This is a genomic window from Cryptosporangium phraense (assembly GCF_006912135.1).
GTDB lineage: Bacteria > Actinomycetota > Actinomycetes > Mycobacteriales > Cryptosporangiaceae > Cryptosporangium > Cryptosporangium phraense.
Genome location: NZ_VIRS01000001.1, coordinates 64,292 through 86,315 on the forward strand (window position 1 = coordinate 64,292; position 22,024 = coordinate 86,315).

Consider the following 22,024-nt stretch of genomic DNA (forward strand, 5'->3'; position numbering starts at 1 on the left):
TCGCACGACCAGCCTCAGCGAGGCCGACATCAGCGGCGGAAACGGTCGGCCTCGAGGGCGGCCCGCTCGTACAAGTGGGCCGCGCGCAGCGGCTCTCCGTGGCGGCTGAACAGCTCGGCCGCCGCCGGCAGATTGCCCGCGACTTCGGCGTCCCAGGCCTCGTCGCGCCAGCTCCGCCGCTCGGACGCCTCCCGCTGTCCCCGGCCGGCCAGCCGGGCGATCCAGTCCCGGGCCCGGCGGCCGGCCGTCGGCGGCTCCTTCGGCGGGGCCGGTTTCGGAAGTTCAGGCGTCAACTCGACCTCGATCGCGGCCAGCGTCTCGATCGCCTCCACCGGCAGTTGCGGATCAATGTCCGGAAGCGGGCCGACCCAGAGCGTCCACACCGGCTCATGGCGCGACAGGTCGAACGCGACCGCGCCTTCGGGCAGCGCCACCACCGCGGTGCGCTCGTCCTGACCGAACAACCGGCGCCGGGCCGCAGCTGGGATCCGAGGCCGGAAGCGGTATCCGATCGGGACGTAGAGCGGACCGGGGCCGACCGCCCGCAGCGGCTCACCGATCGCCAGCCGTTCCAGCAGCCCTCCGGCCGCGGTGAGCAGGTGCCGATCACGTCCCTGAACGAGGATCGCGATGTCGGCCAGCGGATGCCCCTCCAGCAGCGCGGGCAGCGTCTCGAGATCGTCGCCCTCCAGCAGCACCGCGTCGACCGGAATCCCGTGTGCCCGCGCCGGTACGATCCGCACTGCCGGTACGCTGAGGTGGACCGGGGGGTCGTCCGAGCCGGACGCGGGGGTCAGCGGATAGTCGTCTGCGAGCCGCGCGAGGCCGGCAGCGTCCGACGCCTCTCCGATCCAGGTGAGCCGAGCGCACCCTGCGCCCGGGCCGGCCAGCAGCCAGGCGTCCGTATCGACGAGAGCCGCCAGCTGATCGTCCGGGAGAGGCGAAGCGAAGCCGGCCTCGACCAGCAGTCGGCCGCCTACGGCGACCCGGCACACGGTGACGAACGGATCGTTCGCCAGGGCCACCAGCAACGACGGCGGTAGCGTGCCCTTTCCGGCGGTCAGCCGCATCGCGGTCAGCGTGGTCGTCCGCGCGACCGCGCCCTGGCGGCCGGTCGGCGGTCCCTCGAACAGCGGCTCCAGCCGGACGAGTTGGTGCGAGACCGACAGGCCCAGCTCGAGCGCCCGCTGCACCAGGCCGGAGGCGTGCTCCCCGCGCAGCAGGACAATGGCTTCGGCCGGCGCAACGCCCAAGGCCACCGCCCGCAGGCCGGCCACCCGCACCAGTTCGGTGAGGTCCGCGTCGGTCAACGTCCCCAAGTCGAGGCCACCGCGGGCGGCTCCCGGCGCCGGAGGCGGTCCCCAGCCGGTGTCGGGCCAGAGCCGTCCGCCGGACTCGACGTAGGCGCGGCCTCCGACGGCCGCGACCAGTTCCCGGCCGAGGTCGAGGGGTAGCGTTCCCGCCACCCACCAGGCCGGCCCGGACGCCGGACGGAGGATCCGGACGTCGGAGCCATACCCGGCGGCCCGCGCCTGCCCGAGGTAGATCAAGGCCGCGGACGCCGACCCGAAGCGCCCGGCCAGATCAACGACCGGAGCCGGCACCGGATCGGCCGCCCTGCTCCCGGGCTCCTCAGCCCGAGCCTCGTCGTCGAACTGGTAGTCGTCGACCTCGTAGCCGTCATCCGAGGGGTCGTCGGGCGCCGTCCGGCCCGACGCCCGCGAGGGCAGCTGATCGGCGGGAATCGGTTCGACCTGCCTGGAGAATGGATCGCTCATAGCGACAGCGGCCCCGTCACATCCATCGGATCGATCTCCTCGGGCGGCCGGGCATCCGCGGGCGCCGATGGCAGCGGCGGTAGCGTCAGCTCGGTGCGTAGCACCCGGCGCGACCACTCCGCCCAGCGATCCACGGCCCCCCAGCGGCCGCCCCGCACGGCCGCGGCGAATACCAGCGCCGCCTGGTCGTACCGTCGCGTCTGCTCGGCCAGGGCTATGGCCCACTCCTCGGCCTGCCGAGCCTCGGCGGTCGCATCCGCTCCGGAGAGCAGCGCGCACACCGCCCGGAAGGTGTCGAGCAACGGCGGGCGGCGGACCCCCTCGGCGACGTCGCAGCGGGTCAGAACCACGGCGCGGCGGACGGCCGAGTGACCGTCGGTGGCCGCGAGCACGGCGCGGGCCGCCGAGGGGTCGCCGGCGTGATGCACGAGGCGCCAGCCGGCGAGTTCCGGTTCGCCGGCGAGTACGTACTGGTCGGCGGCGGCCCGATCGAGCCCGAGCTCCGCGAACTCGTCGCCGGCCTGGCGGTGCGCGCCCGCGAGCGCGAGGCAGCGGGCGGCCTCGGCCGGTTGCCCGGCGGTGTGGTAACACGCCGCAGCGTGGCGCAGGAGGTCGGCGTCAGGCATCGCGTTCGGCCTCCCGTCGGGTCTCCGGTTCGGCCGACGGCCGCACGTGGGCCTGCCGTTCGACGGCCGGGCCGGGCGCGAGTTCCTCGATCAGAGCGTTGCGTTCGACGACCTGCGCAACGTCGGCCGTCGCCCGGTCGTGGCGCGCGTCGTGGTCCTCGGCGCGACCGGTGACGCCGGACGAGCCGACATCGTCGACGCGGAATTCCTCGACCTCCCCGGTCTCGGCGTTGTAGCGGAAGGTGACCCGTACGCGCATCGCCCCACGTCCCTGTCGTCCGGCCACACCGTCTCAGGCGGGCATTTCGAACTCGATCTCGATCACGCCGCCGGCCTCGGTGAGGCGGAGGCCCTCAGCCCGGCGGGCGCGGGCATACGCGAGGATCGCGTCCCGGTACGCCTCGGCCAGCGCTCGATGGAACACGCTGCGGGCCTGCACGCCGACTGCTTCCAAGCGGGCCTCGGCGGCCCGGCTGAGCGCCTCCGCGCGGGTTCGGGCCGCCTCGGCGAGCGCGGCGTCCGCCCGTTCGCCCGCCTCCGCCTCCACCCGCGCGCCCTCGGCCAGATCGGCCTGCCTGCGCGCCTCGTCCAGCAGTTCGCGCGCCCGCGCCGCGAGGCCGCGTTCGGCGTCCAGTTCGGCGTCGCGCCGTGCGTCGGACTCTCGGCGTCCGCCCCACCCGTCGTCGTAGTAGGTGCCGACGCCTTCGACCTCAGCGGTCTCCGACACGGTTCCCCGGACGACCTCGGAGGCGTCCCCGGTGACCTGTACATCCGCACTGGCCTGGGCAACGATCTCCATTTCCCGGGTCTGCGGATGGTAGGCGACATAGCCACCCTCCACGGCGTGCCGGAACGAGTCGCCGTCCTGCTCCCAGCCCGGGATCCGGCCGAGGACGCCGGCCAGCGCGGCGAGCGTCGGCCCGCCCAGCGTCGCGTCCAGCGACTCGCGGACGCGTGCCTCGCCGGTCGCCGTGCCCCGCCGCACGACCTGGCGCCGCACCTGCTGCTCCCAGGCGTCCTCGATCGTCCGGCTGGCCCGCACCCGGACGCGGCGTGGATTACACATCGACGCTCCTCTCTGCTTCGGCCCCTAGCAGCTCGCGGTAGGCGGTCACCATTTCCCGCTGTTCGCGCCGGACGTCCTCGATCAGCGCGCCCTGCTGCGGATGGTCCCGGCGGAGCTCGACGGCGAGTGCACGACCACGGCGCAGCAGGTCGCGAAACTCTTCGACGGTGGTGATCCGTTCCCGCTCGGCGACCTGTTTCCGGAGCTCGAGTCGCAGTTCGGCCGGGTCCCGGGTGACGTGACCGAGCCTGTCCAGCGGGACGTCGTGGTCAGCGGCGACCCGGCGGATCGTCGGCTCGTCCCGCGGGCTCGCCCAGAGGTGCACGAGGGGCGCCAGGTCGGACAGCTCGGCTTCCCGCCGCCCGGCCAGCAGCGCGGTCGCCGCGAACGCCTTCTGGCCCTTGACCGCCCGCCGGTCGGAAAACGTGACGCCCTCCGCGCGGAGCGCCCGCACGATGCGCCCGTAGGCCGGCCGGATCGGGGCCAGGTCGACCTCGCCGAGGACACGCCGCAGCCGGATCAGATCGGTCACCGGGAACGTCGCTGCGCCGGCCGGGAGGGCACCGTTACCGCTGTCGGTGAGCGCCTCCTTACCGGTGAGCCATTTCTCGCGGGTCCAGCCGAGCCCGAGGACGTCCTCGATGTCGTCGTCCGGAACGTAGCCGAGGGTGCAGCGCAACAGGAATCGGTCGCTGAACGCGGCCAGCAGCGGATCGTCCGGCATCTCGTTGGACGACCCGAGCAGCGTGACGAGCGGGACCGGCTCGGCCTCGGCTCCATTGTGGTAGGTGCGCTCGTTGACGAGCGTCAGCAGCGTGTTCAGGATGGCCGAACTGCCCTGGAAAACCTCGTCGAGGAACGCGACCTCGGCCTTCGGTAGCATGCCGGTCGTGTTGACCCGGTACACACCTTTCTCGCGCAGCAACCGGAGGTCGACCGGGCCGAACAACTCCGCCGGTTCGGTGAACCGGGTCAGGAGGTAGCTGAAGTACTGCGCTTTGAGCATGCGCCGGAATCGGTCGAGCAGGCTGCTCTTCGCCGTACCCGGGGGCCCGAGCAGCAGTACGTGCTCTCCGCACAGGGCGGCCAGGCCTACCAGGTCCACGGCCTCGTCCCGACCGACGAAGTCACGTTTGACCTCGTCGAGTCGCGTCGCGTAAGTGCGGGCCAGCACGCGCGTCGCGCGGTCGAGTGTGGTCGTCGTCACTACTGATCGCCCTCCCCAAGGGCTGCGGTGGTCTGGGTGGACAGCGGCCGGAGCGCCTCGGCCAGTTCGTCGGCCGCGGCGGCACTCGCAACCCCCTCGGCGGCCAGCGAGGTCTCGCCCTGGCCGGTGAGTCCGGCCAGATCACCCAGCGACCCGAGCGCGGACGCGGGCAGCACCAGAGTCGTCCGGCCCCGGCGCTCACCCGGACTACCGAGTGGCTGTCGGCGATCGACGTCGCGTTGCTGCTTGCCACGGCGGAGCTCACCGACGAGCTCGCCCAGCCGCCGTGCGTCGGCCGGACGTTTCGGATCACCGACCAGCTCATCCGCACGAGCGTCCCGAAAGATGGATCGGATCTCGTCACCGTTCATGCCTTCGGTGGCGCGGGCGATGGCGCCGGTGAGCTTCTTCGAGACCGGCACGTCGAAGTGCTGGGCGTGCACCCTCACGATCTCCTCGCGCGCGCGAGAGTTCGGCAGGTCGATCTTGATCGGCCGGAAGCGGCTGGGACGCAGCAGCGCCTCGTCGATCAGGTCGATCCGGTTGGTGGTACCGACGATCAGCACCGGAACCTCCGGACGGAACCCGTCGAGCTCGGTGAGCAGCTGGGCGACGATCGCGTTCCCGGCCCGGCTGCCCCCGTCGTCCCGGCCGGTGCGGCTGGCCGCGATGGAGTCGAATTCGTCGAACACGACCACGGAGGGGGCGTTGCGGCGAGCTTCGGAGAACAGCTCGCGGATCTTCCGCTCGCTCTCCCCCACGTACATGTCGGTGATCTCGGGTCCGGAGACGACCAGAATGGTGGCGTCCAGCCGGGCCGCGATCGCCTTGGCGAAAAGCGTCTTCCCGGTACCGGGCGGCCCGTGGAAGATGAAGCCGCGGGGCACCAGGTCGTGCTGGAGATGTACCGGGAGATCGGGTGCGCCGTTGATGATCGTCAGTGCCCGGATCAGCTCCGTCTTCACGTCGTCGTAACCGCCGATCGCGTCGAACGGGACGGTCGGGACCTCGAAGGCGCTGGACGTCCGAGCCTTGAAGACACGGAGCTCGTGCAGGAGGTCGGCGAACGACGGTCGCCGTCCCTCATCCGCCTGCTCCCGGTACTGGTGATGGGCGAACCGCAACGCGTGGCGCAGCCGGACGGCATTCAGACCGGCGACGTGCTTGTAGAGGCCACCGTCGTCGAAACCGGCGAACCGCTCGGCCTCGTCGCGTGTGATCAGCGCCCGGCCGACCGGGACGGTCGAGCCGTCGGCCGCCGGAAGCACCCGGGGCAGGATGTCGATCGCCAATCGGACGTCGAACCGGTTGGCGAGCACCTCCGGGACGACCAGGGACGGGTCGACGAACGCGAGCAGCACCCGGTCACTGCGGTCGTAGAGGACGTCGGTCAGCTCGCGGGCTTCCGCGGTGAGCGTCGCGTCGGTGCCTCCGGCCAGGAGGTCCAGATGGCGCACGACGAGGACGTCCTGCGGCTTGGCGTCCGCGACCGCCTGCTGCAACGCGGCCAGCAACATCGTGCGCCGGTCCGCGGACATGCCGAACGGACCCGCGGGCTGTTCGGTCGCCGCGGCGCGCACGTGCACCGCGTCCCGGCCCGACCGCCCGACGATGTCCTCGGCCAGGTGCTCGACGAGCAACTTCTCGCACCGGACGAGGACCGACAAGCCCCGCTCGAGGTATCCGGCCGCAGCGGTGATCTCCAGGTCGTGGGCGAGCAGCACGGCGTCCCGGTCGGACAGCTCGGCCGGGTGGTCCACGCCGGCGACGATGACCGCTCCGAGTGGAACGTCGGTACCCGGCGTGCCGGGCGTGCTCGGCACCCCCGGTGTGCTCGGCGCCCCCGGTGTGTCAGTCGGCCTCGGTCGCGTCGCGTCTGCTGGTACATCGCCGTCCACGCGCAGTGGAGCGAGATCCGGTGGACGGTAGACCGGCGTGCCGGCGGACGGAGCGACCACGCTCAGCCGCAGCCGGCGGACCGGGATCTCGAGATGCTCGGGCTCGAGCGGTGCCAGGCTCAGCGCCGGGGAATCGGTCAGCAGCCCGCCGAGCGTGAGTTCGGGCTCGTCCATTTCGACGAGCAGGATGCGATCCTTCAGCTGCTGCGGGTCGCCGAGGGGAACCAGTGTGATCTCGATCTGGCCACTCATGATTGCACCGCCCGGGTCAGTCGGAATCGGTGGACGAGCGTCAGCGCGTACCGGTGATCGCGTAGCAGCCGCCGGCTCCGCAGTGCCTGCGGCGATCGCCGGTCGATACTGGCCAGGGGCGCCCAGTACCGCACGGTGGCGAGCGCCAGCGGATCCGCGTTTCCGGAACCCAGCTCGGTCGCCGCCCAACCGAGCCGGGCGGTCCAGTCGCCGCCGTGGCGCGCCCGGGCCGCGGTGTAGACGTCGAGGACCGCGTCGGCGTGCGAGAGCGCGAACCGGGTCAGCAGCTCCTCTCGCCAGCGGAGCACCTCCGGATCGGCCGACCAGCGGGACCAGGCATTGACGAGAACCGCCGGCCCCCGCGGACGACCCAGCAGGTCGACCGCCAGCTGGGCTTCGCGCCCGGTGGCCTCCGACCCGAGCCGCCGAAGCGACGGCCGGTCGAGTACCGCCGTCAGACCGGAGCCGTCGCGCAGGAGGTCGATCAGCGGATCGGGGACGCGAGACTGCTGGCCGCGGGCCGCCGGCCCGCGCCCGCCGGCCAGGACGGCGTCGAGCAGTCCGTGGCGGGCCACCGCATCGGCCCAGCCGACGAACGGGGTGACCGTTCCGGCCAGCCGCTCGGCCAGTACCGGCTGACCGCGGCCGGCCAGCGCGGCCGCGAGCAGCAGCGTTTCCGAACCGATCGACCCGTCGTCGCCGAACGGCGGCACGCCCGCGCCGAGCCGGGCCGCGTGCTGCTGGGCGAGCTCGCGGAGCGACGTCTGCAGGGATGCGCTGGGCTCACCCAGCCGCCGGGTTCCGGTCAGCGGCCCCACCGGCAGGCTGCCGGTCCGATCGACCGCCCAGCGCAACACCGCATGCACCGATTGCTCGGCGGACCTCTCGCCCCACGGCAACCGGACGGCGCGCGGCGACCGGGCGGCAGGCGGCGGCGTGGCGTCGACGGTCATGGCGCGGCCACCCAGTACGGCGACAGCTCCATCGGCGCGGCCGACGCGTCCGGAGCCCGGTGGTAGAAGCGCAATACCCGGCTCGTACGGTCGAGGTTGACCAGCCCGGCCACCTGCCAGGGGCGCCGGAACGTCGTGAGGTGCAGGTCGACGTCGATCGACGACAGCCCCAGGCGATCACTCGCCGAAAACAGATGGGTGTGATACCAGCCGACCAGCCGCTCGCCGTTGCCGCGCCGGATGAGCTGCCGAGCGATCCGAAGGAAGCTTTCGCCGGTGAACGTGAAGTGCAGCATCGAGGCGCCGGTGCGTTCGGCCGCCAGCGCGGCCGTGATCTCCACCAGCAGGCGAGTCGGGTCCGCGGAGTCGCGGTGGACGTGCCCGGCCAGAAAACCGCCCTCCTCGACCTCGCGGGAGAAGTCCGCCTCGTGGTCGAACTGGGCGTGTACGTCCGCGGCGACGACGACCGCGACCGAGCCGTGAGCGGGCGCGGGATCGGTGACGCCGAGGTCTTCCAGCGTCGCCAGCGGAGGGTCCGGCTCGGCGACCTCCTCCAGGTGGAAAAGCGGGGTCACCGTTCCGCTGGTGCGGATGCCGATGACCCCGTCGACCGCGGGTGTCGGCCGGACCATGCGACCGTCGAATCCGGGGGCGACTACACCGAACCCCCAGTGTGTCTCGGCCGGAGCGGCCTTCGCGAGCTGCTCCTGGAGCGGTCCGGCGATCACTTCGCTGACCGGATGTGGATGGCGGTACAGCACGGTGTCGTCTCCCCCCGCCTGGACGATCCGGACCTGCACGTAACCGTGGCTGCCACGGAGATTGACGAGCTCGGGCGGCCCCGGCAGGACGCCGTCCTCGGCGACCGGCAGGAACAAGAGATGGAATCGGCAGCCGGCCAGCGAGCGGCCGAGCATCGGTTCGAAGAAGTGTTGGAGCAGCGGGACCAGTGGCACCCGCCCCACGCTGAGATAGTCGTCCGTCCGGTAGATCTCGACCTCGGCGGTCACCCCCCACCGCCGGCGCCGAATTCGTCCTCGGAGCGCGGATCGTCGGGGTCGGAGTCGTCGGGGTCGGGCAGGAACTCGATGACGTTGCGATAGGTGCCACCGACCGAACGTGGGCGGAAGAACACCGTGCCACCGATTCCGGCGATCCGGTCCTGGTTGTCCCAGACCCACTCGGCCGCCCGGCGGTCGTAGTAGTTCCCGCGCACCGTGGGCTCCTCGTCGACGGCCCCGCCGACCTCGAACAGGCCGTAGTTGCGGAACCCGGCGATGTCGACGAGTACCTGGGCCAGCTCGGAGAAGTCGAGGCTGGGCTGGTACAGCTCGTCGAGCGCGCCGAGGCATACCTTGCCCCGCATGAACGGCCGTTTGCGGGCGAGCGGACCGTCGTAGTTCGGATAGACGTTCGGATGGAAGATCGGCGTGACCCAGAAGACCAGCGGTGGCTGGATCGGGAACTCGGGCGGGAGCTGGATCCGCACCTGGTGCTTGCTCGTCTCGACCGGATCGCCGGGCTCGTCCGGCGCGCCGCTGCTTGGTGGTCCGGGCGCGAAGCTCCGGGCCACGAAGTCGATTTCGTACTCGGTCGGCAGCTCGGTGGAGTTGGCGCGTACCGAGACGTCGGGCCGGGAGTCGGCGAACGCCATCAGCTGGTTGCGCGCCCGGAACAGCGCGTCCTGCCGGTCGAGCGGGTTGATCGACCCGGCCGTGGCCTCGACGCCCAGCCGGACCCGGTCGCCGTCGCGCACCCCGGCGTCGTCCAGGGTGTCCTGCGAGTTGAGCCGCCGGTCGGTGCCGTCGGGCTTCAGGTGTTCGACGACGACGTTCCTGGTCGGATCGGAAGTCGGGTACTCGGCCCCCATCACCTGCGCGGAGACGTCGCCGACCGTCTGCTGGGCCGGGACGTCCCGGATGCGGAACGCCCGACCGTCCGGTCCCTCGACGTACAGCGCGCGCAGGAGGTAATCCCGCCGGCCCGGGGGGACGACGTTCCAGCTCAGGTCGGTGTCGTCAAGCCGACGGCGGACGGTGGCAGGGTCGGCGAAGGCCACCGCGAAGGAGACCGCGTACGGGGTGGACCAAACCTCCTGGGGCTCGAGGCCCAGCCCGGCCAGGGTGGCCTCCGCGGTCTGTCGCTCGTCTTCCGAGCCCGCCCGGACCAGGACGTGCACGACCCGGTCGTCGAGATCAGTGGCGCGGATGCCCTCCACCGGGGACGGCTCCGGCTCCGGCTCCGGGTCCGGCTCGTCGGCGGCCGCTAGCGAGCGGAACGGCACGACCTCGTCGTGGTCGCCCGGGCCGATGACGCCGTACCGTTCGGCCAGCTCACGAAGTTGGGGGTGATACGGGTAGACCTCGAGCACCTCGGCGAGCAGCCGGTAGTGCGGCTGCTGGACCGCGCCGGCGTCGATCCGGGCGAACATCTCCTGCCAGAACGTCCGGGCATCGGCGAACGGCAGAATCTGGTCCGGTCGCAGCCCGATCCGGAGCAGAACATCACGGGCCGAACCGGCCTCGGCGAAGATCCGCGGCAGCACACGCCGGAGCGTCATCCGGTCGTCGTCGGTCAGCGGGAGGTCGCGGAAACGGCGTGCGGGTTCGTCACCGGCCGCACGGCGCCGTTGAGGCTGAACCATCGGTACCCCCCTTCCGGCGTCAGAACGGGCAGGATCTCGCCCGGCGCCACCCCGTACTCGTACAGCCGGCGACCGGACTCGGCGTCGCGCAGTCGTTCGGAGAGCCGCGGCCGGCCCAGCGGCGCTCCACAGTGTCCACACGCGTCGACGCCCCCCGAACGCGTCTGCGCGGTGCCGTCCTCCGACTCCGAGTCCGTGACGGACAGGGGGTCGGACAACCCGGGGGGATCGTATCGCCGACCGCACGCTCCGCAGTGGCCGGAAACGGGGAACGCTGTCCACACTGCCGGGTCGGCGTCGGCCGGAAGGTGGAGGAGCAACTCGGCAACCGTCGCGCGGTGATCGATCGGAAGGTGTGTCCGCGGGCCTTCGAGCGGCCGGTGGTACGGGCAGCCGCCGTCGCGCGTCAACAGCACGGGGGCCGTCCGGCCGGTTCGGCCGTCGATCCGCAGGACCCGGTATGGCGGGGGCGTGCCGAGGACCAGCGCCGAGGCGGCCAGCGATTGCCAGCCGCCGACGACCGCGGTGGACAGGATCGACGCGGGTGCCGGCTCGCCACCCGGCAGCGGATCCGCACAGCTCCACGGGAGATCGGCTTCGCCCCGCTGGTGGGGCGTCAGTGAGCAGCCGTAGCACGCTTCGTCCACCTCGAGGCGCAGGCGCACCTCTCCGCCCCACGGATGGGTGCCACCGTCGACCAGCCGGGCTCCGACCAGAGCGCACCGGCCCAGGAGGCGGAGCCGGGCGTGCCGCGAGTCCAGGCATCCGACGACGACGTCCGCGTCGGCCAGCTCGCTGAGCCCGACGCCGGCCGCGAGCTCGGCCTGGCGGGTCTCGATCACGCAGCCGGGCGCGAGGCGGCTCAGCGCTTCGCGTGCCGTCACGACCTTCGGGCGGCCGATGTCGTCCGGGCCGAGCAGGACGGTCCGCGGAAGATTGGTGAGGCTGACCGTGTCCGGGTCGCAGAGGATCAGGCGGCCGACCCCGGCGAGCGCGAGATTCTTCGCCACCTCGTTGCCGAGCGCCCCGACACCGGCGACGACGACCGTCGCCGCTGCGAGACGCTGCTGATCCCAGCCGGGTATGCCGTGCTGGCGGTCGAAACGATCAGCGCTCCCGGCGCCGGTCATCGCGGATCGAGCCGGGTCAGCGTGATCGGACAGATGGCCAGCTCGCCGTCCGGCCGCCACTTCTCCCAGCAGACCAGACCCGCTCCGGGATCGCGGTGCACCGCGGCACCGCACTTCGGCTCGTGCGGGCTGCACGGACAGACGACCACGTGCTCCTCGGCCCGAAACGTGTGTCCGCAGTAGAGGCAGCGCCGACGCCGGTCCGACCCCGGCCGGCCACCCGGACGCGGGATCCGCCAGTCACGGGGGGAGAGACGGCTGATCGGTGCGCCGTCGAGCGGCCGCCAGGCCGCGGCCAGCCCGGCCGCGAAGTCGGCGACGTCATCACCGGACTGCTCGGCCGGTGGCGCCCCCACGTCCGGGTCGCAGCGCAGGGCCGGATCGCGATGGGTCACCGCGGGGGCGGCGATGCCATCCTGCTCGGTGATGCGCACGGCGTCCTCGCGGCGGAACGTCTGGCCGCACACCGAGCACGTCGTGTGGTTCCACCGGGACCCGATGTTGGTCACGGCCGGGCCGGTGCGGGACGCTCCGGCCTGCGGCTGGGGATCGAGACCGGCGGCCACACCGGCGGCGAACTCGCCGAGCGCACCGGGCTCGTCGGCCTCGCTCATCCGCAGAGCATCTGTTCGGTCGGGCCGCCGCCGAGCGTCCGCAGCAGGGCTTCGAGCTCCTGGGGACGGAAGGCGTCCCCGAGCAACTCGACGCCGTCGGCCCCGACCGTCAGCCGGAGACGGACCAGCCTTCCGTCCGGATGATCGTCGTATTCGGACGCATCGATAAGATCTGGTAACGACGCGACGAACACGACCTCGTCGTTCGCTTCTGCCTCAGACATCCGCGTCCCTCCCCATCGGAACGTCCGAGCACCCCGTTGTCATGGTAGTGCCGCGTCAAGCCCACCGACCGGGAATCGCGAGCCCGCAGCCGGGGCACCGGCCGTCGACGAGATGGTTCTCCCGGGAGGCCCACAACGTCCGGTCGACGAGCACCACACCGCAGGCCGGGCAATAGGTGGCACGCCCCTGGTCGCCGAGCGCCCGCTCGACGTAGACGAACGTCAGGCCGGCCTCCCGGCCGTCGGCGGCCGCGCGCGCGAGGACCGCGGGGGGCGTCGGATCGGGACGGCGCATCCGGAAGTCCGGCGTGAACCGGACGAGATGCCAGGGCACGGCCGGATCGATCGCGGCCAGGTTCGCGGCGATCGCCCGGGCTTCGGCCGGCGCGTCGGACACGCCGGGAATGAGCGGCGTGCAGACCTCGACCCACACTCCGGCCGCCCGGAAGCGCTCGATCGCGTCCAGCACCGGGGCGAGCGGAGCGCCGGTCAAACGGCGGTGGGCCGCGTCCGTCGCCGCCTTCACGTCGACGTTGACCGCGGTCAGCACCGGAGCGACGAGATCGATCGCCGCGGCGGTGAGGAAGCCGTTCGTCTTCCAGAGCACGGGGACCCCACGCGGCGCGGCGAGTCCGGCGAGCGCGAGCGTGAGTTCGGGCGCGAGCGAGGGCTCGGCGTAGCTGAGGCCGATCGCGGCCCCGGCGTCGGCGGCCTGGCTCACCAAGGTCGACGGTTGCGCGGGATCTCCGGCGAAGTCCGACGAACCGCCCGGCCGCCCATACTGCGAGAGCCGGTGGTTGACGCAGTAGTTGCAGCGGAACGAGCAGCCGGGCCCGGCCGCGGTGAGTACCTGAGAGCCCGGGCGCACGTGGAAGAACGGCTTGCGTTCGACCGCGTCGAGGTGCGCGACGGTCGTCGTGAACGTCGCGGTCTCCAGCCGCCCGCCGGAGTTGCGCCGGACCCGGCACTCGCCGATCTCGCCATCGGCAAGGACGCAGGCGTGCGGGCAGAGGTCGCACCGCACGCGTCCGTCACCGGTTGCCGTCGCGAGGACAGCCGGACGCCAGACCGGTTCGCCGGTCATCGCGGGGCTCCGGCGTGGACTCGGGCCGAACGGAGCGCGACCCGGACGGCTCCGGCCAGAGCGGGTCCGTCCGGATGAGGCGGGAGGTGGTCGCGGAATGGCCCGGGCGACGCATCCGGCTCGTCACCCGGCACGTGGCTGGTCAGGAGGCGGAGCGAGGGCCCTGGCGCGAGCGGATGGTCGGCGGCCCGATGCCAGTCGGTGAGCACTACCAACGGACGGCCGCGACGCCGAGCGGTGGCCAGTCCCGTCTCGAGTCCCGTCTGGATGAGCCCGCGACGCGTCCACAGGACGGCCAGATCGGCCCGCTCGCGCAGCGGCAGGCACAGTCCGGGCCGATCGGTGGTGATCACCCAGGCCGGCAGACCCGCCCGCCACAGGGTGACGACGATCAGATGCGCGACGGTGCGGAGTGCGTTCTCGACCGGGCCGAACGTGCTCGGGCTGGTGTCGAGAATCAACGTCACCGGCTCCGGCGGTCGCTCGGATTCCACCGGCTGCTGGCGGAACAGCAGTTCCCCCCGCTGAGCGCGGAGATCCAACACGTCGGCGGGGAGCGCCAGCTGGCTGGGAAGCAGGCGGGTGAGCGGCCCGCGGCGCCCGACCCCGCCGGCGTCCGGCCGGCCGCCCACCGCGTTCGCCGACGCCGGCCGGACCGCCTCCTCACGCGGTGAGACGGCACCCACCAGTCCGAGCAAGCCGGGGTCGACGTCCGGCATGGCGCGGGCTCCGTCCCGGAGCCGGAGCGGAAGGAGGGGATCGGCGGCGACGGCGTCGGGACCGAGGATCCGCAGCAGTGTGATGAGGCGCCCGTCGAGGCGGTCGGCGGCGGCGTGCACATCGTCCGGCGGCAGCGGCAGCGCGGAACGGGAATCCGGGTCTGAGGCGAGCGCGGCGAGCAGATGGGCCAGCTGTCCGCCGGGCGTCGACCCGTCGGGAGGCCGGAACCTCGGCGCGCCGAGCCGGTCGGCGAGGAGGAGCGCGGCCAGGCCGACCCGGGCCGCGGGGGGCCATCGCAGCTGCCGAAGCCGCCGGATACCCGGATCGTCGTCACCGTCCGGGCCGGTCGCGGTGATCAGCTGGTCGATCCACGACAGGGGGTACCAGAGATCGCGGAGTCCGAGCGTGACGAGCCCCGTGGCGGCGTGGCGCAGTCCGGCGGTGACGGGAGCGAGCGCGACCGGTGCGCGCGCCGGGCGGGCCCAGGGTCCGGAGACCGTGTAGAGGCGCACCGATTCGTCGCCGGTGCCGCCGGTCGCGAGCAGGAACCGACCGTCGGGCAGGGGCAGGGTGGCCAGTGCGAACACCTGGACGAGCCGGCCCGGCAGCGTGTACAGCTCGGCTCCGGTCTCCGCATCGTAGAAGCGGACCGCACCGCCGTCGGTCAGGTGGTCCTCCGATTCCGCGGATTGGTTGTGTCCCGACCCGCCGAACAGCAGTGTGGCCCGCCCGTCCGGCAACACGAGCGCGGTGATCGAGGCCACGTCGAGGGGCACCGACAGCCCGGGGATCGACGCGGTGTCCCTCTCGCCCCACCAGCCGACGTCGCTGACGGGGGACGCGGGGGCCCTGCGGGACGTCATGTCATACGTGGTGTGAGCCAGCCGCAGAGTGCCGTCGCGGCCGGGTACCCAGGCTATGTGGGGAGTCTGGTAGGGCCCTCGGTCGGCGAGGAGCTCTCCCGAGTCCACCTCGTGCACCTGGACGTAGCCGGACCCGGTCAAGGACGCGAGCATGGTCCGGCCGGCCGAGTCCGCGCCGACCACGAGACCGCGACGGGACGGGCCGACGTCACCGAGCGTCTGGAGGGTGGCACCGTTGTCGGCGTCGATCAGCTCGATCGTTCCGTCGCCGCGTCCGGCCGCGATCAGCGCTCGCCCGTCGCGCTCGGTCACGTCGACGACCGTGACCCCGTTGCCCCCGCTGCCATCGCCGGCGAGATCGCGCTCGACCCAGGTGCCGTCCTCGACCATCCACGTGCGGCAGACGTAGCCGGTGTAGCCCACCACGAGGCGGGGTGATCCGGTGCCCGGCGGGACCCAGGCCAGCGAGCGCGGCTCTCCGGGGGCTCGCAAGACGCTGATCGTCGCGCCGGTGTGGACGTCCCAGATCCGGACCTCGCCGGTCTGGGCGGCGGCCAGCACGATTCGTCCGTCCGGCCATCGGGTCAGGGCCGCGTTGCGGCCCCAGGTAAAGACCGGGCGAGGCCGGACTCCGGTGAGGCGGACGGGCCACTCGTCGACCGTCAGGTCGGCCGAGGTGAGCGGCGCGGTGTTCCGGGCCGCCGGCAGATCCACCAGCGGCGGGTCGATGTTCAGCTCCCACACCTGCAGCCGCCCGTTCGCGAACTCGTCCGCTGAGCCGAGCGCCACCACGGCGCGCCCGTCATGGAGCGCGAGCGCCGCCACCGCAGTCACCATGCCCTGCCCGGATTCGATCGTCGCGACACACTCCCCGCTGGCCACATGCCACACCCGCACGGTTCCGTCGTCGCTCGCGCTGATCAGGAGGACGCCGGTGTCCCCGCTCTCGAGGACGGCAGCCGCCCGGATGTTGGAGGTGTGTCCGACGAGTTGCCGTACCTTTCGCGCGTCCGCCCAGACGTCCAATGTTCCGTCGGTGTACCCGGCGATCAGCAAGGGGGATCGCCCTGGCCGCCCGGCCGTGACCAGGGCCCACATCGCCTCCTGGCTGGATTCCAGCGATTGCAACAGCCGGCCCGTGTCGACGTCCCAGATCTCGCAGCCGGAGAAGTTGATTCCGATCGCGATCCGCGATCGACCCGACGACGCGTCTCTCCAGGCCACGACGTCACCCACCGATCCCCGCACCGGTCCGAAGGATCGAATTGTGCGACCGTTGTCCAGGTCCCACAGCTCGACCCGACTGCCGTCCGGTCGAGCGGAGCTGACAGCCGCCCTGGCGCGGCCGTCCGGTTCGATCCAGGCCCGGAGAGCCGCCCAGGCGGAATCGCCTGCGTCCAGACGGTACGTTCGCTCCCGGCGGCCCAGATCCCAGACGTCGACCGAACCGTCCGTCGCGGCGGTCACCAGTCGAGGCGCCAGACCGGGCCCGTGCAGCCCGGCGATCGACGTGACGTCTCCGTCGGCCGCGCCGAGCGTCGCGTACACACCGCCGGACTGCGGATCCCACAGCTGGACCTGGTAGGTCCCTGCCGCGGCGGCGACGAGCGGTCGGCCGTCGGCATTTTCGCACCAGGTCAGACCCTTGATCCAGGGAGACCTCGCCTCGACCTCCAGACGACGGGCGCAGGCGACCCGGGGTGGCAGAGCGAAGTCGGGCACGGGAGGGGACGCTCCCGGCCCGGAGACACCGGTGCGGCCAACCGTGCGGGCGTGGGTGACCGCCCAGTCGCCCAGTGGGTCGCTCATCCGTCCCCCGTCCGACGCGCGTCCCGTCCGCCCAGGGTACGGCCGGGCGCACCTGTTCAGTACCCTGGCGCCACTGCCGTCGGTCCGGGGAGGGACGTTGGCCGGCTATGTGTTCGTGAGCTACAGCCGTCGGGATCAGCCGTACGTCCGCCGCCTCGTGCGACACCTGGCGGATCACGGGGTGACGACCTGGTACGACTCCGAGACCGAGACCGGCGCCCGCTTCGTTCCGGTGGTCCAGGAGAAGATCGACGGTTGCGCCGCCGTTCTCGTGGTCTGGTCGGCCGCCGCGGCGGACTCCGCCTGGGTCGAGAGAGAGACGCTCTACGCCGGCTCGGCCGGTCGGCCGATCCTGCCGCTCTGGCTCGACCACACCGTCCCCCTGGGAATTCTGCTCGGGGCGTTGCAAGCCGAGCCGGTCGACGACGACGGGATGCCATCTGACGATTTCATCGCTCGGCTGAAAGCGTTGTGCGACGGATCGGCGTCGGCGTCCCCGGGGGCGGCGCCGAGGGGCGTGGCGGCGAAGCCGCCGGAGACCACGCGCCGGACGCTGTCCGATCGCGAGCTGCGGGCCCTGGTCGACGCTTTCGAGCAGGACGAGGTGGTGTACATCCTCGACCGGGTGGGTTTTCCGCGAGGGTCCCGACCGGCCTGGGGCCCTCCGCTGACCTTCTGGCACCGGGTCAACCGCCTGCTGGGCGACGGGGCGATGCGCGACGGCGGGAGCCGGATCGTCGAGGTCGCATCGGAATTACGTCCTCACAACGAGGCGTTCAGCCCGCGCGGGTAACGGCGCCCGGCTGGTGGCTCATCCGCGGGGAGTGCCAGCATTCACCGGACGCCTCCCATGGCTGGGGCACTTGTCCGCCGCAGCAGTGTCCGGACCGCGTCGGCCAGCACGAGCGGCTCCGGAACGGGCGCCACATGGACGTGGAACGGGTCACCGGTCGGCCCGTCCGGCGCGTCGCCCGGCACGTGGCTGGTCACGAGCCTGGTCGCGGAGGAGACGGTCACCGGTTGGTCGGCCGCTCGGTGCCAGTCCGTGAGGACCACGACCGGGTGCGGTTCGGCGGCGCGGCGAGCGGTCGCCAACGCGGCCGGCAGACCATCGTCGGTCAGCGCACGTCGGGTCCAGAGCTGGATGAGGTCGGGCCGGCGGTGCAGCGTCGAGAGCAGGCCGGGCCGGTCGGTGGTCACCAGACGGCCCGGGACACCGGCGCGCAACAGCGTGCAGACCGTGGCGTGCGCCACGAGCCGCAGCACGGCCTCGACGGGGCCGAACGTGCCCGGCCCGGTGTCGAGGACCAGCACGACCGGATCCGGCGGCAGCTCGGGGTCGGCTACGTGCTGCCGGAACAGTAGTTCACCGCGGACGAGACGCAGCGCGAATACGTCGTCGGGCATCGCGAGCTGGCTCGGGAGGAGTGCCGTGGGCCGGCCCCGGCGTCCCACTCCGGCGGAGCCAGGGCGATGCACCGTACCGAGCGACGTCGGACGTGCGGACGTCGTGTCGGTGACGAGCGCGGCGGCCAGCCCGAGTGCGTCGGGCGCCACGTCCGGCAGCGTTTCGGCCTGATCGCGCAGGCGCAGCGGTAGCAGCGGATCGGCCGACACGGCGTCCGGGCCGACGATCCGGAGCAGCGACACGAGCCGTCCGTCGATCCGGTCGGCGGCCGCCCGCAGTCGGTCGGCGGGCAACGGGGGCGGCGTGCCCGGAGCGGTCGGCGCGCTGAGGGCGGTATGGAGAGCGGTCTCCAGCGCGGCGGCATCGATGTCCGCCGGCGGCGTGAAGCGGTCCGGCGCGGACAGTTCGGCGAGCAGGAGTGCGGCCAGCCCGACCCGTGAGGACGCGGGCCAGCGCAGTGACCGGAGCTCGCCGAACGCGCGATGGTCGGTGCGCGGGGCCTGGCCGAGATCTGTGACCAAGTCGTCCACCCAGGACAGCGGCGGCCACAGGCCGCCCACGCCCAGCGCACACAGCCCCCGCACGGCGTCCTCGAGCCGCCGCGGCACCGGCTCGACGACAGCGGCGACGGGAGCCAGGCCCGGGAACACGTAGACACGGACGGCGGCCGGCCCCGCGCCGGCGGCCACGAGCGCCAGCCGTCCGTCACCGACGGTGATCGCCTGTAGCGCACGGAGGATCCGGAAGTCCGTGCGGATGGTGTGCAGAAGTGCGCCGGTGAACGGATCCCAGAGCCGGATGTGCCCGTCGTCGCCCATGTACCCGGCGGCGAGGAGTAGGCGCCCGTCCGGCAGATCGACCCAGGCGACCGAGAGCGGCTCTTGCCCCTCGGCATGCTCGCCGGACCGAAGAAGTTCGGCGTTCTCGACGTCCCAGAGCGCGTATCCACGCGACGCGTTCGCGGAGGCGACGAGCAGGCGGCCGGTGCGCGGGTCGGTATGGAGCGCGATGCTGACGACGTTGTGCCCTTGGCCGGGCAGTCGCGCCACTCGCTCGCCGGAAATCGCGTCCACCACCGCGATCCCGCCGCCCGGACCGGCATAGGCGACCACCGACCGGCCGGTCGTCGTTCGGCCGTACCGCGGAATCGCCCGCCACCCAGTAGCCGGACGGGCCGCGGCCTCGACCACGGATTCGCCGGACGCCACATCTCGGACCAACAGCACCCTCGACGCCTCAGCACTTGCCAGCATCCGCCCCGGCGCGGTATCGACGTACGGTCCGAGAGTTCCGCCGCCGTCACCCTCACGAATCTCGCGAGTCCGGTCCGACACCGGATCCCACCCGACGATCCCGTCCCCGGACACGATGAGGACCTCGGGCGGCGACCCCGGCCACTGGGCCCAGCCGGCGAGCGGGAACGGAGACCGATGCGGGATCGTCGTGCGCGCCACGACCCGGCCGGACGCCAGGCTCCAGATCTGGATGTCCGGTGGTTGTGACCCGATCACCCAGACGTCACCGTCGGGCGTGCGGGTGGCGAGGAACGGATGATGCTCGGCCTCGCCGCTTCCGGCGGGAACGTCGTCGAGAGCTACCGGCCACGGCTCGACGCGTAGGGTGGGGCCCGGGCCGGGCGAATCGTCGCGACGGGACATGTGCTCGAGCCGCACCCCGTCGATGCCGCCGACCGCGACGACGTTCCGGCCGGCCTCCCGGTCGGGAGCGACCGCGAGAACGGTGATCGGCACCCCCTGCTCCCGGCGAGCGATCTCACGGCCGTCGCGCGCGTCCCAACACCGGACGACGCCGTCGTCACCGCCGGACACCAGGACCGGCCACTCGCCCGGCCCGGCCGGGCCCCAAGCCAGCGCCCGGACCGGCGCACCGGACCCCAGGGTTCGCAGCACCACGAACGCCTCGCCGTCCCACAGCCGGATCTGTCCGTCCTCGCCGGCCGATGCGAGGCACAGACCGTCCGGCGTCTCGGCGAACGCCAGCGCGGTGATGCGGCGGGAGTGCGCGTCGGTGCGGACCAGAAGTGTCTCGTTCCGATAGACCATCAGCTCCGACGGAGCGCCTTCCATCGCGATGAGGTCGTGAGCCGGATACGCCGACGCGAGCACACCGGCGCCGGTCGGCGGGGCGGCGGGCTCCACTGTGACGACGACAGCGGCCGGCGTGTCCATGTCCAGCACGGACACCCGTCCGTCAGCGGACCGCACGGCCAGGACCGTGCCACCCCGCGGCACCGAGCCCACGGCGGCGATCGGGGTAGAGAGGAGGACGCTCTGCACACCGGGGCAGAGAATCTTTCCGTCGTCCAACGTGATCGTTGTCGGGACTCGGACACCCAAGGGGGTGAGACCGGCGACACGACCGCCCCCCGTCCGCACGATCTCCGGCCGACCCGGGCCGTCGAGGGGGTGACGGACCACCAAGCCGTCGGCATCGGCCGAGACCAGTGCGGTCGGCGGCCCGTCCGCCGGTTCGAATGCGACGGCGACCGTGGGCGTGCCCGCGCCGAAAACGCCCGGCCCGTCGTCACGCGCCGGCGACCACGCGGTCTCGATCTCCCAGACATGGACGTCCGGCCGGGCCGATGCCACCGGGCCGAAGGCCACGAGGAGCCGTCCGTCGTCGGTCGCGGTAGCCGCGACCGTGCGGACGCCCGCTCCGACGTCGGGGACCCGGAGTGCGGCCAGGCAGTCGCCGGTCGAGGGTTGCCAGAGCCGCACGGTGCCCCCGAGATCGGCGCTCACCAGCAGCGCGGTTCCGTCCGCCAACGTGACCGTGCGCAGACCGCGCACGGCCGGTGGATCATCGCGCGCGGAATCGCCGGTAGGGCGGCGCCCCCGACCGTCCGGCAGCACACATCTCATCGTCCGAACCACAGTCGGCTCCGGCGCGCCGCTCCACGGGCCGTCCCAGACCTCGATCGTTCCGTCGCGGTGCCCGACGGCCGGCCGCGACCGGCCGTCGGTGTCGCGGAACCAGGCGACGGACGGCGACGCCTCGTCGACGTCGGACTCCAGCGCGGCCCGCCGCGCCGGAGCGCTGCGGTGGAACACGTCAACGCGTCGGTCGTCGCTGGTGCTGACCGCGATCCAGCCGTCTTCGGAGACGGCTACGTAACTCAGCGTCCGCTCACCGGTATACGAGTACCCCATGCTGACCGTGGCACGGTCAGATCCGGATTCGGCGTCGAGGATGCGCAAAGTGAACACGGCGTCCAGATAGGCGAACAAGACGGATCCGTCCGGATCCCGGAACAGGTAGCCAGGACCCTCGGTCGCCTGCCGGTCAGCGCCCGGCAGTGGGCGGTAGGACCCGTCGTCGACGTCGACGACGTTGAAGCCGTTCGTCGCTTGCACGATGACCATCGACGAGGCATCGGACAGATCCAGGCTCGCGTTCGCGAACATGTTGATGCGGACCGCGCCGCCGAACGTGTGCCGTACACGGCCCGATCCACCGTCGGAGATGACAGTTCGGCCGTCGATGTCGCTACTGACCAAGACGGTCGCACCGGCCGCCGACCGGGCCCAGGCCACGCCCGCGATGCCGGCGGAATGGCCGGATACCGTGTGCAAGAGACGGGAGCGCGCCGTGAGCGTCGGTCGTGACGGCGCCGTCGGCCGGTCGGCTGGGCTGCCCGAACGACCGACCGTCCGGGCGTGGGCCGCCGCCCACTCGCGCAGGCCGTACTCCGAGGACGCGCCCATCCGGCCCCCTTACCGTCGTGGGT

Annotated in this window: 16 protein-coding genes; 1 reads left to right on the forward strand and 15 read right to left on the reverse strand. The window is 72.5% G+C overall.

Going from position 1 to position 22,024, the window contains the following annotated elements:
• Positions 1–29: 29 nt before the first annotated feature.
• Genes FL583_RS00285 through FL583_RS00350 form a run of 14 tightly spaced genes read right to left on the reverse strand, consistent with a single transcriptional unit; the run spans position 30 to position 16,868 of the window.
• Positions 30–1,778 carry a hypothetical protein gene (locus FL583_RS00285; RefSeq protein WP_142702372.1) on the reverse strand — a complete coding sequence of 583 codons (1,749 nt, stop codon included), beginning with the start codon at positions 1,776–1,778 and terminating at the stop codon, positions 30–32.
• On the reverse strand, positions 1,775–2,404 hold the full coding sequence (locus FL583_RS00290) for a hypothetical protein (RefSeq protein ID WP_142702373.1): 630 nt from the start codon (positions 2,402–2,404) through the stop codon (positions 1,775–1,777). Before FL583_RS00290 ends, FL583_RS00285 begins: the two co-directional genes overlap by 4 nt.
• Entirely contained in the window at positions 2,397–2,663 is a 267-nt protein-coding gene (locus tag FL583_RS00295; RefSeq protein WP_142702374.1) for a hypothetical protein, read from the reverse strand. The genes FL583_RS00290 and FL583_RS00295 overlap by 8 nt, the downstream gene beginning before the upstream one ends.
• Before the next feature lie 33 nt (positions 2,664–2,696).
• A complete protein-coding gene (locus tag FL583_RS00300; protein WP_142702375.1) occupies positions 2,697–3,470 on the reverse strand; it encodes a molecular chaperone DnaJ in 774 nt (257 codons plus the stop codon).
• On the reverse strand, positions 3,463–4,677 hold the full coding sequence (locus FL583_RS00305) for an AAA family ATPase (RefSeq protein ID WP_142702376.1): 1,215 nt from the start codon (positions 4,675–4,677) through the stop codon (positions 3,463–3,465). The genes FL583_RS00300 and FL583_RS00305 overlap by 8 nt, the downstream gene beginning before the upstream one ends.
• Entirely contained in the window at positions 4,677–6,827 is a 2,151-nt protein-coding gene (locus FL583_RS00310; RefSeq protein WP_142702377.1) for an ATP-binding protein, read from the reverse strand. The genes FL583_RS00305 and FL583_RS00310 overlap by 1 nt, the downstream gene beginning before the upstream one ends.
• Positions 6,824–7,780, reverse strand: coding sequence for a hypothetical protein (locus FL583_RS00315; RefSeq protein ID WP_142702378.1), 957 nt, complete (start codon positions 7,778–7,780; stop codon positions 6,824–6,826). Before FL583_RS00315 ends, FL583_RS00310 begins: the two co-directional genes overlap by 4 nt.
• Positions 7,777–8,790 carry a JAB N-terminal domain-containing protein gene (locus FL583_RS00320; RefSeq protein WP_142702379.1) on the reverse strand — a complete coding sequence of 338 codons (1,014 nt, stop codon included), beginning with the start codon at positions 8,788–8,790 and terminating at the stop codon, positions 7,777–7,779. The genes FL583_RS00315 and FL583_RS00320 overlap by 4 nt, the downstream gene beginning before the upstream one ends.
• Entirely contained in the window at positions 8,787–10,424 is a 1,638-nt protein-coding gene (locus FL583_RS00325; protein ID WP_170323409.1) for an effector-associated domain EAD1-containing protein, read from the reverse strand. Before FL583_RS00325 ends, FL583_RS00320 begins: the two co-directional genes overlap by 4 nt.
• On the reverse strand, positions 10,355–11,554 hold the full coding sequence (locus FL583_RS00330; RefSeq protein WP_142702381.1) for a ThiF family adenylyltransferase: 1,200 nt from the start codon (positions 11,552–11,554) through the stop codon (positions 10,355–10,357). The genes FL583_RS00325 and FL583_RS00330 overlap by 70 nt, the downstream gene beginning before the upstream one ends.
• Entirely contained in the window at positions 11,551–12,168 is a 618-nt protein-coding gene (locus tag FL583_RS00335) for a hypothetical protein (protein WP_142702382.1), read from the reverse strand. Before FL583_RS00335 ends, FL583_RS00330 begins: the two co-directional genes overlap by 4 nt.
• A complete protein-coding gene (locus FL583_RS00340; RefSeq protein WP_142702383.1) occupies positions 12,165–12,392 on the reverse strand; it encodes a radical SAM-modified peptide, FtsH ternary system-associated in 228 nt (75 codons plus the stop codon). Before FL583_RS00340 ends, FL583_RS00335 begins: the two co-directional genes overlap by 4 nt.
• 55 nt (positions 12,393–12,447) lie before the next feature.
• Positions 12,448–13,476 (reverse strand): radical SAM protein, encoded by a 1,029-nt coding sequence (locus FL583_RS00345; RefSeq protein ID WP_142702384.1) that lies wholly within the window; start codon positions 13,474–13,476, stop codon positions 12,448–12,450.
• On the reverse strand, positions 13,473–16,868 hold the full coding sequence (locus tag FL583_RS00350; protein WP_170323410.1) for a WD40 repeat domain-containing protein: 3,396 nt from the start codon (positions 16,866–16,868) through the stop codon (positions 13,473–13,475). The genes FL583_RS00345 and FL583_RS00350 overlap by 4 nt, the downstream gene beginning before the upstream one ends.
• Positions 16,869–16,965: 97 nt before the next feature.
• Between FL583_RS00350 and FL583_RS00355 the strand changes: the two genes are divergently transcribed.
• Positions 16,966–17,661 (forward strand): TIR domain-containing protein, encoded by a 696-nt coding sequence (locus FL583_RS00355; protein ID WP_170323411.1) that lies wholly within the window; start codon positions 16,966–16,968, stop codon positions 17,659–17,661.
• Between the two features lie 41 nt (positions 17,662–17,702).
• On the opposite strand, the gene FL583_RS00360 is transcribed toward FL583_RS00355, so the two are convergent.
• The gene (locus tag FL583_RS00360; protein ID WP_142702387.1) at positions 17,703–22,001 is read right to left on the reverse strand and encodes a WD40 repeat domain-containing protein; all 4,299 of its coding nucleotides are present in this window, start codon (positions 21,999–22,001) and stop codon (positions 17,703–17,705) included.
• Positions 22,002–22,024 lie beyond the last annotated feature (23 nt).

Excerpts from the sequence above, each read along its gene's own strand:
- FL583_RS00290 (WP_142702373.1), bottom strand. The coding sequence starts at position 2,404 with ATGCCTGACGCCGACCTCCTGCGCCACGCTGCGGCGTGTTACCACACC.
- FL583_RS00335 (WP_142702382.1), bottom strand. The coding sequence starts at position 12,168 with ATGAGCGAGGCCGACGAGCCCGGTGCGCTCGGCGAGTTCGCCGCCGGT.
- FL583_RS00350 (WP_170323410.1), bottom strand. The coding sequence starts at position 16,868 with ATGAGCGACCCACTGGGCGACTGGGCGGTCACCCACGCCCGCACGGTT.
- FL583_RS00295 (WP_142702374.1), bottom strand. The coding sequence starts at position 2,663 with ATGCGCGTACGGGTCACCTTCCGCTACAACGCCGAGACCGGGGAGGTC.
- FL583_RS00315 (WP_142702378.1), bottom strand. The coding sequence starts at position 7,780 with ATGACCGTCGACGCCACGCCGCCGCCTGCCGCCCGGTCGCCGCGCGCC.
- FL583_RS00345 (WP_142702384.1), bottom strand. The coding sequence starts at position 13,476 with ATGACCGGCGAACCGGTCTGGCGTCCGGCTGTCCTCGCGACGGCAACC.
- FL583_RS00285 (WP_142702372.1), bottom strand. The coding sequence starts at position 1,778 with ATGAGCGATCCATTCTCCAGGCAGGTCGAACCGATTCCCGCCGATCAG.
- FL583_RS00310 (WP_142702377.1), bottom strand. The coding sequence starts at position 6,827 with ATGAGTGGCCAGATCGAGATCACACTGGTTCCCCTCGGCGACCCGCAG.
- FL583_RS00360 (WP_142702387.1), bottom strand. The coding sequence starts at position 22,001 with ATGGGCGCGTCCTCGGAGTACGGCCTGCGCGAGTGGGCGGCGGCCCAC.
- FL583_RS00340 (WP_142702383.1), bottom strand. The coding sequence starts at position 12,392 with ATGTCTGAGGCAGAAGCGAACGACGAGGTCGTGTTCGTCGCGTCGTTA.
- FL583_RS00300 (WP_142702375.1), bottom strand. The coding sequence starts at position 3,470 with ATGTGTAATCCACGCCGCGTCCGGGTGCGGGCCAGCCGGACGATCGAG.
- FL583_RS00325 (WP_170323409.1), bottom strand. The coding sequence starts at position 10,424 with ATGGTTCAGCCTCAACGGCGCCGTGCGGCCGGTGACGAACCCGCACGC.
- FL583_RS00330 (WP_142702381.1), bottom strand. The coding sequence starts at position 11,554 with ATGACCGGCGCCGGGAGCGCTGATCGTTTCGACCGCCAGCACGGCATA.